The 15,304-nt window shown below is 42.8% G+C and carries 14 protein-coding genes and 1 rRNA gene; all 15 read left to right on the forward strand.

From position 1 onward, the window contains the following. The first annotated feature begins 290 nt into the window (after positions 1–290). Positions 291–406: ribosomal RNA gene (rrf, locus tag BCAMP_RS08350) — 5S ribosomal RNA — on the forward strand. A 153-nt stretch (positions 407–559) separates the two neighbouring features. Further along, positions 560–1,855, forward strand: a complete 1,296-nt coding sequence (locus tag BCAMP_RS08355) for a BaiN/RdsA family NAD(P)/FAD-dependent oxidoreductase (RefSeq protein WP_035314986.1) — start codon at positions 560–562, stop codon at positions 1,853–1,855. After that, positions 1,848–2,546 carry a tRNA (adenine(22)-N(1))-methyltransferase gene (locus tag BCAMP_RS08360; protein ID WP_035314987.1) on the forward strand — a complete coding sequence of 233 codons (699 nt, stop codon included), beginning with the start codon at positions 1,848–1,850 and terminating at the stop codon, positions 2,544–2,546. Before BCAMP_RS08355 ends, BCAMP_RS08360 begins: the two co-directional genes overlap by 8 nt. Next, positions 2,547–3,344: a Nif3-like dinuclear metal center hexameric protein gene (locus tag BCAMP_RS08365; RefSeq protein WP_035314988.1), complete on the forward strand. Its 798-nt coding sequence runs from the start codon at positions 2,547–2,549 to the stop codon at positions 3,342–3,344. Positions 3,345–3,368: 24 nt separating this feature from the next. After that, on the forward strand, positions 3,369–4,742 hold the full coding sequence (xseA, locus tag BCAMP_RS08370; RefSeq protein WP_051456982.1) for an exodeoxyribonuclease VII large subunit: 1,374 nt from the start codon (positions 3,369–3,371) through the stop codon (positions 4,740–4,742). Next, positions 4,714–4,950 (forward strand): exodeoxyribonuclease VII small subunit, encoded by a 237-nt coding sequence (gene xseB, locus BCAMP_RS08375; RefSeq protein WP_035314989.1) that lies wholly within the window; start codon positions 4,714–4,716, stop codon positions 4,948–4,950. Before xseA ends, xseB begins: the two co-directional genes overlap by 29 nt. Next, positions 4,950–5,828, forward strand: coding sequence for a polyprenyl synthetase family protein (locus BCAMP_RS08380; RefSeq protein WP_035314990.1), 879 nt, complete (start codon positions 4,950–4,952; stop codon positions 5,826–5,828). Before xseB ends, BCAMP_RS08380 begins: the two co-directional genes overlap by 1 nt. 37 nt (positions 5,829–5,865) lie before the next feature. Further along, a complete protein-coding gene (locus tag BCAMP_RS08385; RefSeq protein ID WP_035314991.1) occupies positions 5,866–6,690 on the forward strand; it encodes a TlyA family RNA methyltransferase in 825 nt (274 codons plus the stop codon). Between the two features lie 148 nt (positions 6,691–6,838). Further along, positions 6,839–7,288, forward strand: coding sequence for a transcriptional regulator AhrC/ArgR (ahrC, locus tag BCAMP_RS08390; protein ID WP_035314992.1), 450 nt, complete (start codon positions 6,839–6,841; stop codon positions 7,286–7,288). A 51-nt stretch (positions 7,289–7,339) separates the two neighbouring features. Then, positions 7,340–9,013 carry a DNA repair protein RecN gene (recN, locus tag BCAMP_RS08395; RefSeq protein ID WP_035314993.1) on the forward strand — a complete coding sequence of 558 codons (1,674 nt, stop codon included), beginning with the start codon at positions 7,340–7,342 and terminating at the stop codon, positions 9,011–9,013. A 66-nt stretch (positions 9,014–9,079) separates the two neighbouring features. Then, the gene (gene buk, locus BCAMP_RS08400) at positions 9,080–10,201 is read left to right on the forward strand and encodes a butyrate kinase (protein WP_084038719.1); all 1,122 of its coding nucleotides are present in this window, start codon (positions 9,080–9,082) and stop codon (positions 10,199–10,201) included. A 16-nt stretch (positions 10,202–10,217) separates the two neighbouring features. After that, a complete protein-coding gene (gene lpdA / locus BCAMP_RS08405) occupies positions 10,218–11,633 on the forward strand; it encodes a dihydrolipoyl dehydrogenase (RefSeq protein ID WP_035314994.1) in 1,416 nt (471 codons plus the stop codon). 14 nt (positions 11,634–11,647) lie between these two features. Then, positions 11,648–12,670 (forward strand): thiamine pyrophosphate-dependent dehydrogenase E1 component subunit alpha, encoded by a 1,023-nt coding sequence (locus BCAMP_RS08410; protein WP_156921196.1) that lies wholly within the window; start codon positions 11,648–11,650, stop codon positions 12,668–12,670. Between the two features lie 2 nt (positions 12,671–12,672). Then, entirely contained in the window at positions 12,673–13,656 is a 984-nt protein-coding gene (locus BCAMP_RS08415; RefSeq protein WP_035314995.1) for an alpha-ketoacid dehydrogenase subunit beta, read from the forward strand. A gap of 18 nt (positions 13,657–13,674) precedes the next feature. Beyond that, entirely contained in the window at positions 13,675–14,928 is a 1,254-nt protein-coding gene (locus BCAMP_RS08420; RefSeq protein WP_035314996.1) for a dihydrolipoamide acetyltransferase family protein, read from the forward strand. The last annotated feature ends 376 nt before the right edge of the window (positions 14,929–15,304 follow it).

A 15,304-nucleotide genomic window follows, 5' to 3' on the forward strand; every position in this document is an offset into this window, starting at 1 on the left:
TAATAGGTCGAGGACTTAACCTTATTAAGTTTTAAAAGCGAAAAATGACGATGGGTTGTTACCTTTCGAAAAAACATCAATTAGTATTCAGTTTTGAGAGTGCAAGCTTTCATGATAATTTCATAATTATCCAAGCAATTAGTAGATGATTTATCTATTAATGTGAATTTTAGATAAGCGAGTTATTCAAGGCGTCAATGAGTTGATTGCGGAGCATACGTTTGTATGTGACAATTGAGACGAAGGAGACAACGATGAAGAACAATGGTTAGATGAAATTCAAACACATGTTTGGTGACGATAGCAAAGAGGATACACCTGTTCCCATCCCGAACACAGTAGTTAAGCTCTTTAGCGCCGATGGTAGTTGGGGGTTTCCCCCTGTGAGAGTAGGACGTTGCCAAGCCATTATAAACATCCGAAAGGGTGTTTTTTTTGTATTTAATTAATATGAGAGCATCGTTGTTTTTAACGGTATCTCAAAGAGGTCAAAGCTATAAAAACAAAGGCTTCTATGCTAAAATAAGAGTAAATAAAAAATGAGTTTGAGGTGGCGTATTTGACTAACTTTGATGTGGTTGTAATCGGTGGTGGACCTTCAGGTCTAATGGCTTCGATTGCGGCTTCTGAACAAGGTAAAAAAGTTTTATTAATTGAAAAAGGTCATAAACTAGGCCGTAAATTAGTTATGTCAGGTGGCGGACGATGCAACGTAACAAACCGCTTACCAGTCGATGAAATTATTAAACATGTGCCAGGTAACGGCCGGTTTTTATACAGTGCTTTTGCGATGTACGATAATGAAGATATTATCCGTTTCTTTGAAGGTGTTGGCGTCGGTCTTAAAGAAGAAGATCATGGGCGGATGTTTCCTACCACGAATAAATCGCGTGATGTGTTAGCAGCATTAGCCCAACGCATGGAAGAATTAGATATTACAATTTGGCAAGACTGTCCCGTTAAAGCGATTCACTACAACGAAGATACCATTGACTATGTGGAAACAATTCGTGGCGATAAAGTATACGCTCCAAATGTGGTTGTGTCTGTAGGAGGTCAAGCGGTTCCTAAAACAGGTTCGACAGGGGATGGCTATGCATGGGCCAAAGCAGCGGGACATAAGATTACTCCATTGTTTCCGACTGAGGTACCAGTCTTATCGGATGAACCATTTATTTTAGATAAGACCTTACAAGGAATCTCGCTACGAGAAGTAAATCTAACGGTTTTAAACCCGAAAAACAAAGTGGTCGTCACACATAAGATGGATATGATTTTCACCCATTTTGGCGTATCAGGACCAGCAGCCTTACGTTGTAGCTCTTTTGTGATTAAAACAAAGGAGAAATATAAGGTAGAGACAGTCACGATGAAATTGGATCAGTTTCCCGATAAAACGTTAGCTGAAATTCAAGCTGACATTAACCAACGTGTGAAAGAAGATCCAAAAAAACAAGTGAAGAATGCTTTGAAAGGTTTAATTCAAGAGCGCTTACTCGTGTTTTTCTTAGAGCGCTTGCAAATCGATGCCGAAGAAATGAGTGTCGCCATCTCACCTAAAAAATGGGTGCAACTCGCAACTGAATTAAAAGATTTTCGCTTTGTGGTCAAGGGAACATATGATTTTGATAAGGCCTTTGTTACAGGCGGTGGTGTCTCCGTTAAAGAAATTATTCCAAAGGAAATGCAAAGTAAAAAGATTAAAGGACTCTTTTTCAGTGGCGAAATTCTTGATATTCACGGGTACACCGGTGGATTCAACATTACCTGTGCACTCGTTACCGGTCGGTTAGCCGGTTATCATGCAGGAACACGTGTACTTGAAAATGAAACAGGAGGTCACAGCGATGAATGAACGAGCACTATCAGTGCGACTAAAAACAGTCGTTGATTATTTTCCAGCAGAGGCACATATTGCCGATATTGGTTCGGATCATGCTTATTTACCTTGCTATGCGATTCTAACTAACAAAGCGTTATCAGCTATTGCTGGCGAAGTGGTCGAAGGTCCTTATCAATCGGCTTTACAGCATGTCCAGTCATTAGCCTTGAGTGACAAAATCAGTGTACGTAAGGGTAACGGTTTAGCCGTCTTACAAGCTGATGATGCTGTTAATACCATTGCGATTGCCGGTATGGGTGGCCCGTTGATTCGTACGATTTTAGAGGAAGGTCAGGCGAAATTAACAGATACGATGCGACTAGTGTTACAACCGAATATTGCTGCTCATGCGATTCGAGAGTGGGCGCAAGTGAATGATTATTGTATCATCGCTGAGACAATCCTTGAAGAAGAAGGTAAGATTTATGAGGTACTCGTCTTAGAAAAGAGTTTCACGCCGATTAACTACACACCACAACAGCTCCGTTTTGGGCCTCATCTAATGGTTGAAAAAACGGCTGTCTTTAAAAAGTACTGGTTAGCAGAGCAGGCGAAATTAGCGACTATAATTGAACGGATTGAACAAGCGAATGTTAAAGCAGCCAACACAGCTAAAATAGCGCAGTTACAAGCTGCAATTGCTGAGATTAATGAGGTGATATAGATGGTAACTGTAGGCAAAGTAATCGAAGTGATGGAGCAATGGGCGGATCCACGTTTGAAAATGAACAATGATCCGATTGGTCTACAGATTGGTTCAACTGAACAAGCAGTTACCCGTGTGCTTGTGACGCTAGATGTGCTTGAAACGGTCGTTGATGAAGCAATTGTTAACAAAGTCGATTTAATTATTGCCCATCATCCACTGTTATACATGCCACTGACAGCGATTGACACAAATCATTCACGTGGTCGGATGATCGCTAAACTATTGAAACATAATATTGCAGTCTATGCCGCCCATACGAACCTCGACATTGCTAATGGTGGCGTCAATGATATGTTAGCTGCCTCACTTGAGTTGAGCGATGTACGTCTCTTGGAGAAAACAACGACATTGGCTGATGAAGTGTATGGCATCGGTCGTATTGGCCGCTTAAAACAACCGCTGACCTTAGAACAACTCGCATTAACATTAAAAAAAGTGTGGCAGTTAGATGGTGTTCGATTTGTTGGGTTACCGCAAAAAAGGATTGAGACTGTCGCGCTGTTAGGTGGCGATGGCAATCGCTATATTAAGAAAGCGGCCCAGTCAGAGGCCGATGTGCTCATCACAGGCGATATCTATTATCATCAGGCACATGATGCGGTTGAACTGGACTTTGCACTGCTTGATGCAGGGCATACAATCGAAAAGATTATGATTCCAGGTGTTATTGCGAAACTCAGTGCTACACCCGAATTAGCTAGTCTCGTCTGGATAGCAGCAACTGTTTCGACCAATCCCTTTCACTACCGCTAGTCAATCGAAACGAGGTGTGCCAAAATGACAGCGAACTATTTGTCGGTAACATTATTAACCGGGTACATTGCGCGTAAGTTTAATGCCGACCCGTATTTAAAAAAAGTATATGTCCAAGGTGAATTATCGAATTTCAAACGTCAGGCGAGTGGACATCTCTATTTCACTTTGAAAGATGATAAGTCACAAATTCGGACCGTGATGTTTGCAAAAGCGGCTCAAACGATAGGCTTTCAGCCTGAAGATGGAATGAAAGTGCTAATTAGTGGCCGAATTGACGTGTATGAACGTGGTGGCAACTATCAGTTTTATGCCCAAGAAATGCAACCTGATGGTGTCGGAGCCTTATTTGTCCGCTTTGAACAACTCAAAAAAATGCTGACAGACCAAGGTGTTTTTTCTGAGGCACATAAACAACCTTTACCAGCATATCCGCAACGAGTCGGTGTTATTACCTCACCGACGGGTGCAGCTGTTCGCGATATTATGACAACCTTAAAACGACGTTCACCGCAAACAGACATCATTTTATTTCCAGCGGCTGTTCAAGGCGATCAAGCGATTGTCGAAGTGGCACGTCAAATTAAGCGAGCTGATCAATTTGAACCCCCGTTGGATGTGTTAATTGTTGGACGTGGTGGTGGCTCAATTGAGGACCTTTGGGCCTTCAACGAGGAACAAGTTGTCCGTGCCATTTATGAGGCCAAGGTGCCGATTATATCGGCTGTCGGCCATGAAACCGATACAACTTTAAGTGACTATGTTGCCGATTATCGAGCAGCCACACCAACAGCAGCTGCTGAAATTGCAGTTAAACAAACAGTGGAGTTACTAACTACCATTCAACATCAACAACAACGATTAACAGACAGCTTGAAGAATGTGCTTGCTGATAAGAAACAACGGTTAGCACATTATCAAGAACGTCTGGCGAGACAGCAGCCACAACGGCTGATTGAACAGCAGTATCAACAGCTAGATAATTATCAGCAACGTTTAATAGCGGCCTTAAAAGCACGTGTAACAGCACAGCGCTTTAGCTTTGAAAGACTCAGTTGGCAGCTACAACAAACGAATCCACAGGCACGTATTCAACGTGGTCAAGAACAATTAGAGCAACAAACACTTAACCTCGTTAAAGCATATCGTGCACAACTTGAACATAAACGTCTCACACTCAGTCATAAAATCAATCAAATTGAGAGCTTGAGTCCACTACAGGTGATGCAACGTGGCTTTTCACTTGTTGAAACAAAGACGGGAACAGTCTTAAATAAAGTCACTGATGTGGCATTAAATGAAGCCGTACGGATTCGAATGCGCGATGGTGTTTTAACCGCGACAGTTACTAAAAAGGAGATGTCAGCCCATGGAAGCAGCAAAAACAGTAAACTTTGAAACAGCAATGTCGCAACTCGATACAGTTGTTAAACAGTTGGAAAACAGCGAAATCGGTTTAGAAGAAGCATTAGAATTGTATCAACAAGGTGTTAAACTGGCGGCTTTATGTGACAGCCAATTGAAAAATGCTGAAGAAAAAATGGTGCAACTCGTCCAAGCAGACGGTGAAACAACACCATTTGCAATGAAGGGAACTGACGCCTGATGTTTGAATCGTTTGTAACGAATAGTAAGAAACAACTAGAAGCAACGATGACAGCAACCTTACAGCAACTGCCCGACGTTAACCCACGTCATCAGGCAGCACTCGACTATTCATTAGCGGCTGGTGGCAAACGGATTAGGCCGTTACTTGTTTTAGCGACAGCAACCTTGTTTACCTCTGATCTCAAAGCAGCGATGATACCTGCCATGGCGATGGAATTTATTCACACATATTCGCTAATTCATGATGATTTACCTGCGATGGACAACGATGATTATCGTCGAGGACGTCTGACGAGTCATAAGCAATTTGATGAAGCAACCGCTATTTTAGCAGGTGATGGGCTGTTAACATTAGCCTTTGAACAGCTTGCAACAGCGCCACATTTAAGTGAGACAGCACGTATAAAATTAATCCGCTTGTTTGCCTATGCGGCGGGGCCTAGTGGGATGATTAGCGGGCAACAAAGTGACATTGAAGCTGAAACACGTGCAGTTAGCTTGCCTGAATTGGCACAAATTCACAGCCAAAAAACAGGGGCGCTTTTACAGGCGAGCGTATGTGCCGGTGCGATTGTCGGTGGGGCGAATATGTCAGAGTATCAACTGTTAGAAAACTTTGCCACTAAGATTGGGATTGCTTTTCAAATCCAAGATGATATTTTAGATGTAATCGGTGACGCTACCAAAATGGGTAAACAAACCGGAATGGATGCACAGTTAAACAAGAGCACCTATACATCACTGTTAACTTTAGCAGGGGCGCAACAACAATTAACAGCTTATACAGAGGCGGCTTATGCGTTATTGGAGCAACTACCCTACGATACAGCCTACCTTGAGGCACTGACAGCAATGATTGCTGAGCGAGAGGCATAAATAAGTAAAAAGTGGCAAGATAAAGGAGTTAAAGACGATGAAATTAAAAGAACGGGTCGATGTGTTATTAGTCCAACAAGGATTATTCGATACGAGAGAACAGGCGAAGCGTGCTGTGATGGCAGGTCTTGTTTACATTAAAGAAGAACGGGTCGATAAACCGGGTGAAAAAATTGAACTCACGGTTGAATTAAATGTTAAGGGACAACGGATGCCTTACGTCAGTCGCGGGGGACTTAAGCTTGAGAAGGCTTTACAAGCCTTTGATTTTGTCGTAACAGATAAAATCATGTTAGACATTGGGAGTTCAACGGGTGGTTTTACCGATTGTGCCCTCCAAAATGGTGCGAAGATGAGTTATGCCCTTGATGTCGGTTCGAACCAACTCGCTTGGAAATTACGGAACGATGAACGTGTAGAAGTGATGGAACATACGAATTTTCGTTATGTTGAACCAGAAAACTTTACGAAGGGTGTACCTGAGTTTGCCACGATTGATGTGTCCTTTATTTCATTGCGCTTAATTCTACCAACCTTAACGAAGGTGATTGCTGCTAATGGCGATGTGATGGCCTTAATTAAGCCACAGTTCGAAGCTGGGCGTGAACAGGTCGGTAAAAAAGGAATTGTCCGTGATGAAAAAGTGCATCAACAAGTAATCGAAGATGTACTAAGCTTCTCACAAAAACTAGGGTTTGACGTAAAAAACCTCAGTTTTTCACCGATAACAGGTGGCGAAGGTAATATTGAATTTATTGCCCATCTTAACTATGCTGGTGAAACAAATTACGAAGGTCAATACCTTGCGCCAGATACGATTAAAGAAATTGTGACACGCGCTCATCATACGCTAAAAGGATAGTTTAATGACTCGGTTGACGCCAATTTGCGTTTTCCGAGTTTTTTTATGTGTTATGGAGGTTAGCTCTTAATCGCATCAACTGCATAAAAATGGTATAATTATAGGGTATGTTCCAATAATAGTAACGAAACAGAAAGGTGTGACTGATATGAATAAAGCACAACGTCATGTGCTCATTAGAGATTTAATTGCCAACAACGATATTGATACACAAGAAGAATTGGTGTCATTGCTCGAAGAAAAAGGAAACAGTGTGACACAAGCGACCGTCTCACGTGATATAAAAGAATTACATTTAGTGAAAGTGCCTTCTTTACGCGGGGGGTATCGCTATAGTTTACCAGCTGATAACCGTTTTAATCCATTAGATAAACTGAAACGCACGCTTGTTGACTCGTTTATCCGCATGGTAAAAGTGAATAATACATTAATTATGCATACCTTACCAGGAAATGCGAATGCGATTGCCTCATTAATTGATAACTCACAATTCAAAGGTATTGCCGGCACAATTAGTGGCGATGATACGATTTTAGTTATTTGTTTATCTGAGCAAAATGCTGAAGAATATGAACTGATGTTTTTAGAAATGCTCTAAGCGTAGGACTAGTGCTTAGCAGAAAGACCGTAGAAAGAGGAGGATGAGATAATGCTCCAAGAATTATCAATACGTCATTTAGCAATTATTGAAGAAGTCGCATTGTCTTTTAAAGGAGGTTTAACCGTTTTAACAGGAGAAACCGGTGCCGGTAAATCGATTATTATTGATGCCTTAGGTTTAATTGTGGGTGGGCGTGCCTCGACCGATTTAATACGACATGGAGCTGAAAAGGCCGTTTTGGAGGCCTTGTTTACAATTGAAAACAATAAACGAGCTTATGCCGTATTAGGTCAGTTAGGGATTGAAGTCGGAGAAGATATGGTTGTGCTCAACCGCACATTAATGCGCAGTGGTAAAAATGTCTGTCGGATTAACGGTAAACTCGTGACAACAACGAACTTGCGAGATGTCGGTGAGACACTTCTCGATATTCACTCTCAACATGAAAGCCAAGACCTGATGAATGAAGCGCACCATCTGTTTTTAATCGATCAATTTGCTCATGAAGAAATCGCGCAACCATTGGCAGACTATCAGCAGCTCTATCAGCAATTAAAAGTGAAAAAACAAGAGTTCAAACGTTTCAATAAAAATGAGCAAGAAATTGCTCAACGAATTGACATGCTCGTTTTCCAAAAGAAAGAATTAGCGAGTGCTAATTTAGTCGACGGCGAAGAAGAAACGCTCGAAGCAGAACGGTCATTACTGGCAAATTATGAAAAAATCAATCACAATGTTGAAGCAAGTTACGACCTTTTCCAAGGAGAACAATCAGCCCTTGACCAAATAGCGAAAGTGATGAACCACCTCAATGCCATCCAGGATGTTGATGGTCGCTATAAAACGTGGCTTGAAACGGTGCAATCGGCCTACTATAGCTTAACCGACGTCGCAACGGAACTGAATCAAGAATTAGCGAGTCTTGAATTCAATCCTGAACAGTTGAATCAAATCGAAACACGGATGGATGCGCTCACCCAATTGAAACGTAAGTATGGCGATTCAGTGAGTGCGATGATGCAATATCATGACAAAATAAGCCGTGAATTAGATAATTTACAGCATAGTGAAACGCATGCCGAACAGCTTCAAACTGAAATTGAAACGATAGCGACGCAATTGACACAAAAGGCCGAAGGGTTAACGCACATACGTCGAACAGCGGCAGAGGTTCTTACTGCGGCTATTCATGATGAATTTAAAGAGCTATACATGGACAAGGCGATTTTCAGTGTGCAGTTTGCTGAACAAGACTTGAATGAACGCGGCAGTGATCGCATTCAATTTTATACGTCGACCAATCCTGGGGAACCGCTTAAACCGTTGCATAAGATTGCCTCCGGTGGTGAACTATCACGGATGATGCTGGCAATGAAAACGATTTTTTCGAAACATCAAGGCATTACAAGTATTATTTTTGATGAGGTTGATACCGGCGTAAGTGGTCGTGTGGCACAAGCAATCGGCCAAAAAATTTACTCGGTCTCAGTTGATTCACAAGTACTCTGTATTTCGCATTTGCCACAGGTGGCTTCGATGGCGGATCACCATTATCATATTGAAAAACAAATTACCGGTGAACGGACGTTAACAAGTGTCACGGAACTCTCATTTGATAAACGTGTGGCTGAAATTGCAATGATGATGAGTGGCGCTGAAATGACAACGTCGACAGAACTGCATGCCCGTGAACTAATTCAGCAGGCTGAGTCGATGAAATAAACGTTCATGCAAGAAGCGAATAGCTATGACTTGCTAAAAAAAAGATAATCACCTATGATATAGTATGTGGAGTTATTACCAGGTCTTAAAAAAGGGGGTATTACCATCATCAGTCACCATATCTTAGTCATTAATACGGGTATCCAGTCACTGAAAATAGCTGTTTTTAAAGATGACAAATTAGTTTTTAATAAAACAATTCGTGACAATCTTATATTGACCATCGATGATGAGACACGACGCCAAAAGCAACTAACGGTCATGAAACAACGGTTGCTTTTACAGCTAAAGCAAGCGGGGATCGAGATGAAAAAAATTGATTTAGTTATCAGCAATACGGGCTATCTGAAACCATTGAGTAGTGGTGTCTATACGATTAATGCAGCGATGGTAGCTGACTTGATTGCTAATGCCTCATACACAGTCGAAGGCAGTTTTGGAGCGATTTTAGCGCAGTCATTATCCGCCTATTATCACATACCAGCCGTTACGTATGACCCACCAACCGTTGATGAATTACAACCAGAGGCTCGTATTTCGGGACATCCACAATTTGAACGCCGCAGTTATTTCAATGCCTTAAATCAAAAGGCGGTCAGTCGACAAGTGGCTGAAAAAATCGGGAAATCGTATGAGAGCTCACGTTTCGTTGTGGCCCATTTAGGATCTGCTATTTCAGTCGGAGTACACAAAGATGGCAAAGTAGTCGATGTCAACAATGGCTATTTTGGTGGTGGTCCTTTTAGTACGATTAGAACAGGGTCCTTGCCATTAAGTGGATGGTTGATTGAATACCGTGATGCCTTAATTGAACCGAAAAAAATTGATAAACTAATCCACGAGGGTGGTTTCTCCGCCTATTTAGGCACTGATTCATTAACGGATGTTGAATGGGAAATTGCAGCAGGTAATCAGAAAGCCATTGCGATTTATGAGGCGATGCTTTATCAAATCGCCAAAGAAATCGGTGCCTATGCCACGGTCTTAAAAGGGGATATTGATGCGATTATTCTCACTGGTGGAATGACCATTAGCCCTTATTTAGTTGAACAACTAATCCCTTATATCGAATGGATTGCACCGATATATACCATCGAAGATCAGTTAGAAATGAAGACGATGGGTGAGATTGGTTTACGTATTTTACAAGGGACTGAAACAGTTAGGGACTATCAATCTTCTAGATGAAAGAGGTTATAATAAAATGTCGAAAGAATACGATTTAGTCGTCCTTGGTGGCGGTACCGGTGGTTATATTGCCGCGATTCGTGCCAGTCAGTTAGGTTTGAAAACTGCCTTAGTTGAAAAAGCAGAACTTGGAGGCACGTGTTTGCATCGTGGCTGTATTCCAAGCAAAGCACTGCTACGTTCGGCCGAAGTGTTACGCCAAACAAAGGAGGCGACACAATTCGGTGTTGACGTCAATCAAGTGACACTGAATTTCACAGCAGTACAAGCACGTAAAACAGCGATTGTAGCCCAACTTGAAAAAGGGGTGCAGTATTTAATTAAAAAGAATAAAATTGATTTTTATGCTGGCAAAGGGACGATTTTAGGTCCGTCAATCTTTTCACCGATGGCGGGGACCATTTCTGTGCAGTTGGCAGATGATGAACTCGAAACATTAATTCCTAAAAACGTTATGATTGCGACCGGTTCACAACCACGTCAATTAGGCGAACTCGCATATAGCGACCGCATTTTATCATCTGAAGGAGCCTTGCAACTGGAAACACTACCAAAAGAGATGGTGATCGTAGGCGGTGGTGTGATTGGAATGGAGTGGGCCTCGTTGTTACATGACCTAGGTGTACAGGTGACAGTGATTGAATACGGACCGACCATCTTACCGACAGAGGATGCGGCAGTCGCGCGCGAATTAACACGTTTGATGAAAAAACGCGGCATTACGATTGTAACGAAGGCAGCGGTCGATGCTACCAGTTTTGTTGAGACAGCTGAAAACGTTAGCTTTGAAGCGGTCATTAATGACAAGCGCCAACGTTTTACCGCTGAAAAAGTGTTGATTTCAGTCGGTCGTGAAGCAGTAACGGCAAATATCGGCTTAGAAAATACGGCCATTCAATTAGAGCAGGGCGCGATTAAGGTCAACGCTAATTACCAAACAAAAGAAAGTCATATATATGCAGTTGGCGACTGTATTGGTGGCCTGCAACTGGCGCATGTGGCGATGCATGAAGGCATTCATGCCGTCGAACATATCGCGGGTGTGAAAACAATGCCAATCAAAGCATCAGCAATTGCACGCTGTGTGTATACCTATCCAGAAGTTGCCTCGATTGGTTTAACCGAAGCCGAAGCAGCGGCGCATTACGATATAAAAACAGGAGAGTTTCCTTTCAGTGCCGTCGGAAAAGCACTTGTATATGGTGAAACAGATGGTTTTGTGAAAGTAATTGCTGATGCCAACACCAATGATGTGCTCGGCGTACATATGATTGGCCCCCATGTGACTGATTTAATTAGTGAAGCGGGTCTCGCCTTTGTGCTCGATGCGACCCCATGGGAAATCGCTGCGACGATACACCCACATCCAACCCTATCAGAAGCGTTCGGTGAAGCGGCTTTAGCCGTAGATGGACACGCTCTACAGTTTTAAGGAGGAACGTATAAATGATTGAATTAATGAAATTATCAGAGGTGCATGAGCAATTAGGCTTATCGAATGAGACCTTGATAGAGATGTACAAAAAGATGGTGTTAACCCGACGTGTGGATGAACGCATGTGGTTATTAAACCGTGCAGGAAAAATTCCTTTTCTTGTATCAGGTCAAGGACAAGAAGGCGCTCAAATTGCGACCGCCTTTGCGATGGATTTAACACAGGATTATTTACTGCCGTACTACCGTGATTTAGGTGTTGTGTTAAGCAGTGGTATGACTGCAAAAGACATTATGTTATCAGCGTTTGCGAAGGCCGAAGATCCCAATTCAGGGGGGCGTCAAATGCCGGAACATTTCGGCGATAAAAAGAACCGAATTGCAACGCAGTCATCACCAGTAACGACACAGTTTCCTAATGCGGCTGGTTTTGCCTTAGGCATTCAACTGCTTAATTCAACTGCGGCTGTCTACACAAGTACCGGTGACGGCTCATCGAACCAAGGTGATTTTCATGAAGGTATTAACTTCGCCAGCGTGCATGATTTACCAGTAGTGTTCGTGATTGAAAACAACGGATATGCGATTTCAGTGCCGGCTGATAAACAGTATAAGGCTGCACGGTTGTCTGATCGTGCAATTGGCTATGGCATTCCAGGTTTTACGGTAGATAGCAACGATATTTTTGCTGTTTATGCCGTGATGAAAGAAGCGTTTGACCGTGCCCGTCGTGGCGAAGGACCAACCTTGATTGAAACGATGTCGTATCGCTTTGCGCCTCATTCATCTGATGATGATGATATGACCTATCGAACAGCAGCAGAAGTGAAGGAAGCACGTGATGAACGTGATCCCGTTGTTATCTTTGAAAACTACTTGTTGGCTAATCAGGTGATTGATGAGGACTTAAAAGCGACGATTGAAGCCGAGGTTAAAGCGGAAATTAACGAAGCGACTGATTATGCTGAAAATGCAGCCTATGCTGAACCAGAATCAGCGTTACGTTACGTGTATGAAGAAACGGAAGGTGTTTAATTATGGCAGTAATGAGTTATATTAATGCAATCACGTTAGCGATGAAAGAAGAAATGGCGCGTGATGAAAAAGTATTTGTACTCGGTGAAGATGTCGGTGTTAAAGGCGGTGTTTTTCGAGCAACAGATGGCTTATATGAGCAATTTGGAGCGAAACGTGTGATGGATACGCCATTAGCGGAGTCGGCGATTGTCGGTGTCGGTATTGGAGCTGCCATGTTTGGCACCCGTCCGATTTGTGAAATTCAATTTGCGGACTTTATTTTACCAGCAGTCAATCAAATTATGACCGAGGCTGCCCGAACACGTTACCGGTCAAACAACGATTGGACCGTGCCAATGGTCATTCGTGCACCGTTTGGTGGAGGCGTTCACGGTGGTTTATACCACTCACAGTCAGTTGAAAAAATCTTCGCGGGTCAACCCGGTTTAACGATTGTTATTCCCTCAAATCCTTATGATGCCAAAGGTTTATTGAAAGCGGCGATTCGCTCAAACGATCCCGTACTTTTCTTCGAACATAAACGTGCCTACCGTCTCATTAAAGGCGAGGTACCTGAAACTGATTACGTTGTTCCGCTTGGCAAAGCAGATGTAAAGCGTGAGGGTGACGATGTCACTATTATTACTTATGGATTGATGGTCAACTTTGCCTTGCAAGCGGCCGAAATGGCGGCGCAAGATGGGATTGAAACACATATTTTAGACTTGCGGACGATTTATCCACTTGATAAAGCGGCGATTATTGCTGCAGCTAAAAAAACCGGGAAGGTCATCCTCGTAACCGAAGATAACCTTGAAGGCAGTGTGCTCGGTGAGGTAGCGGCAATTATTTCAGAGTCGTGTTTCTTCGAGATGGATGCGCCAATACGACGGATAGCTGCACCTGATGTGCCATCGATGCCTTATGCACCGACACTCGAAAAATTCACGATGATTACACCTGAGCAAATCGAACATGAAATTCGCGAACTCGCAGCATTTTAATTAGAGGAGGTTATTCGTTTGGCAATTGAAAAAATGACAATGCCTAAACTAGGAGAAAGTGTCACAGAAGGAACAATTACAAAGTGGCTCGTTGCCCCTGGTGATCAGGTTGAAAAATATGAAGCGATTGCGGAGGTCATTACCGATAAGGTAACGGCTGAAATCCCATCAAGTTTTACCGGTGAGATTAAAGACATTATCGCGCAAGAAGATGAAGTGATGGCAGTTGATGCTGTTATTTGTACGATTGTAACAGCAGAGAGTGGCACAGAAACGCCTATTGCCCCAATTGAACAAACCGAAGCGGCTACGGTCAGTGCAGCGTCAACAAAGCCCCTAACTGCGCCAGCCAACAAACGCTATTCACCAGCAGTCTTACGCTTATCACAAGACCATAACATTGACTTAAATCAACTCGTTGGTAGTGGTCATGAAGGACGGATTACACGTAAGGATGTGCAACAGGCCATTAAAAAGGGTGTGCCTGTGCCATCGACAACATCAACAGAAGCGGTAGTAACACCAGCTCAGCCACAGCCAACAGCACCAGTCCAATCATCACCGGTTGCAACCGGTGACACAATGATTCCGGTGACCGGTGTACGTAAAGCGATTGCGACCAATATGGTGCGCAGTGCTACTGAAATTCCTCATGGTTGGACGATGATTGAAGCTGATGTTACAAATTTAGTCGCTTTTCGTAATGCCCTTAAAGATGAGTTTCGTCACAAAGAAGGTTTTAATTTAACGTATTTTGCCTTCTTTGTGAAAGCTGTTGCGCAAGCACTTAAAGAAGTGCCGATTATGAACAGTTCGTGGCAGGGTGATAAAATCGTGATGCATCAAGATATTAATATTTCGATTGCAATTGGGGCAAATGACGCCTTATATGTCCCAGTTATTCGCCATGCTGATGAAAAATCAATCAAAGGGATTGCTCGCGAAGTATTGTCTTTTGCCAAAAAAGCGCAAAACAATCAATTGACCGCTGAGGATATGAAAGACGGGACCTTTACTGTTAATAATACGGGTTCATTTGGCTCAATCCAGTCAATGGGCATTATCAATCATCCGCAAGCCGGTATTTTACAAGTTGAATCGATTGTAAAACGGCCAATGGTTGTGAACAATATGATCGGTATTCGTGATATGATCAACCTCTGTCTCTCAATGGATCATCGTGTGATGGATGGCGTTGCCTGCGGTCAATTTATGCAAGCCGTTAAACGTAACGTCGAGCATATCTCCGCTGATACAACAACGATTTACTAAATAAAAAACGTCTGCGACCAAGCTTCAGTGGGTCACAGACGTTTTTTTTGTGGCTCTATGTCAAATAGTGTTGTTATTCAAAATTTAGTAAAATAAGTCATTTTTGCAGCTACCTTTTTTGGTAGCTGCTTTTTTGTAGTCATTCCTAATGTGAAGGACGCTTTCTGCGGGTGACGCTTCATCCTCCGCGCTCCGCTGGGGGGTATTCAGCTGCGACTTTTCCCGCTAGAGTCGCCTTCACAAACGTCATGACGCTGCACGTTTATTATTGAGGCTCTCGCGTATTAAAAGACAGTAAAAGAGTCAATTAATTACGAGTTGGGAGCGATGCGTTTATGATTGAATCCGAGTAGAATCCTGTTTCGGAAATTTGAAA

The sequence above is a fragment of the Brochothrix campestris FSL F6-1037 genome, from assembly GCF_000525915.1.
GTDB lineage: Bacteria > Bacillota > Bacilli > Lactobacillales > Listeriaceae > Brochothrix > Brochothrix campestris.

Excerpts from the sequence above, each read along its gene's own strand:
- BCAMP_RS08360 (WP_035314987.1), top strand. The coding sequence starts at position 1,848 with ATGAATGAACGAGCACTATCAGTGCGACTAAAAACAGTCGTTGATTAT.
- BCAMP_RS08365 (WP_035314988.1), top strand. The coding sequence starts at position 2,547 with ATGGTAACTGTAGGCAAAGTAATCGAAGTGATGGAGCAATGGGCGGAT.
- xseA (WP_051456982.1), top strand. The coding sequence starts at position 3,369 with ATGACAGCGAACTATTTGTCGGTAACATTATTAACCGGGTACATTGCG.
- xseB (WP_035314989.1), top strand. The coding sequence starts at position 4,714 with ATGGAAGCAGCAAAAACAGTAAACTTTGAAACAGCAATGTCGCAACTC.
- BCAMP_RS08380 (WP_035314990.1), top strand. The coding sequence starts at position 4,950 with ATGTTTGAATCGTTTGTAACGAATAGTAAGAAACAACTAGAAGCAACG.
- BCAMP_RS08385 (WP_035314991.1), top strand. The coding sequence starts at position 5,866 with ATGAAATTAAAAGAACGGGTCGATGTGTTATTAGTCCAACAAGGATTA.
- ahrC (WP_035314992.1), top strand. The coding sequence starts at position 6,839 with ATGAATAAAGCACAACGTCATGTGCTCATTAGAGATTTAATTGCCAAC.
- recN (WP_035314993.1), top strand. The coding sequence starts at position 7,340 with ATGCTCCAAGAATTATCAATACGTCATTTAGCAATTATTGAAGAAGTC.
- lpdA (WP_035314994.1), top strand. The coding sequence starts at position 10,218 with ATGTCGAAAGAATACGATTTAGTCGTCCTTGGTGGCGGTACCGGTGGT.
- BCAMP_RS08410 (WP_156921196.1), top strand. The coding sequence starts at position 11,648 with ATGATTGAATTAATGAAATTATCAGAGGTGCATGAGCAATTAGGCTTA.
- BCAMP_RS08415 (WP_035314995.1), top strand. The coding sequence starts at position 12,673 with ATGGCAGTAATGAGTTATATTAATGCAATCACGTTAGCGATGAAAGAA.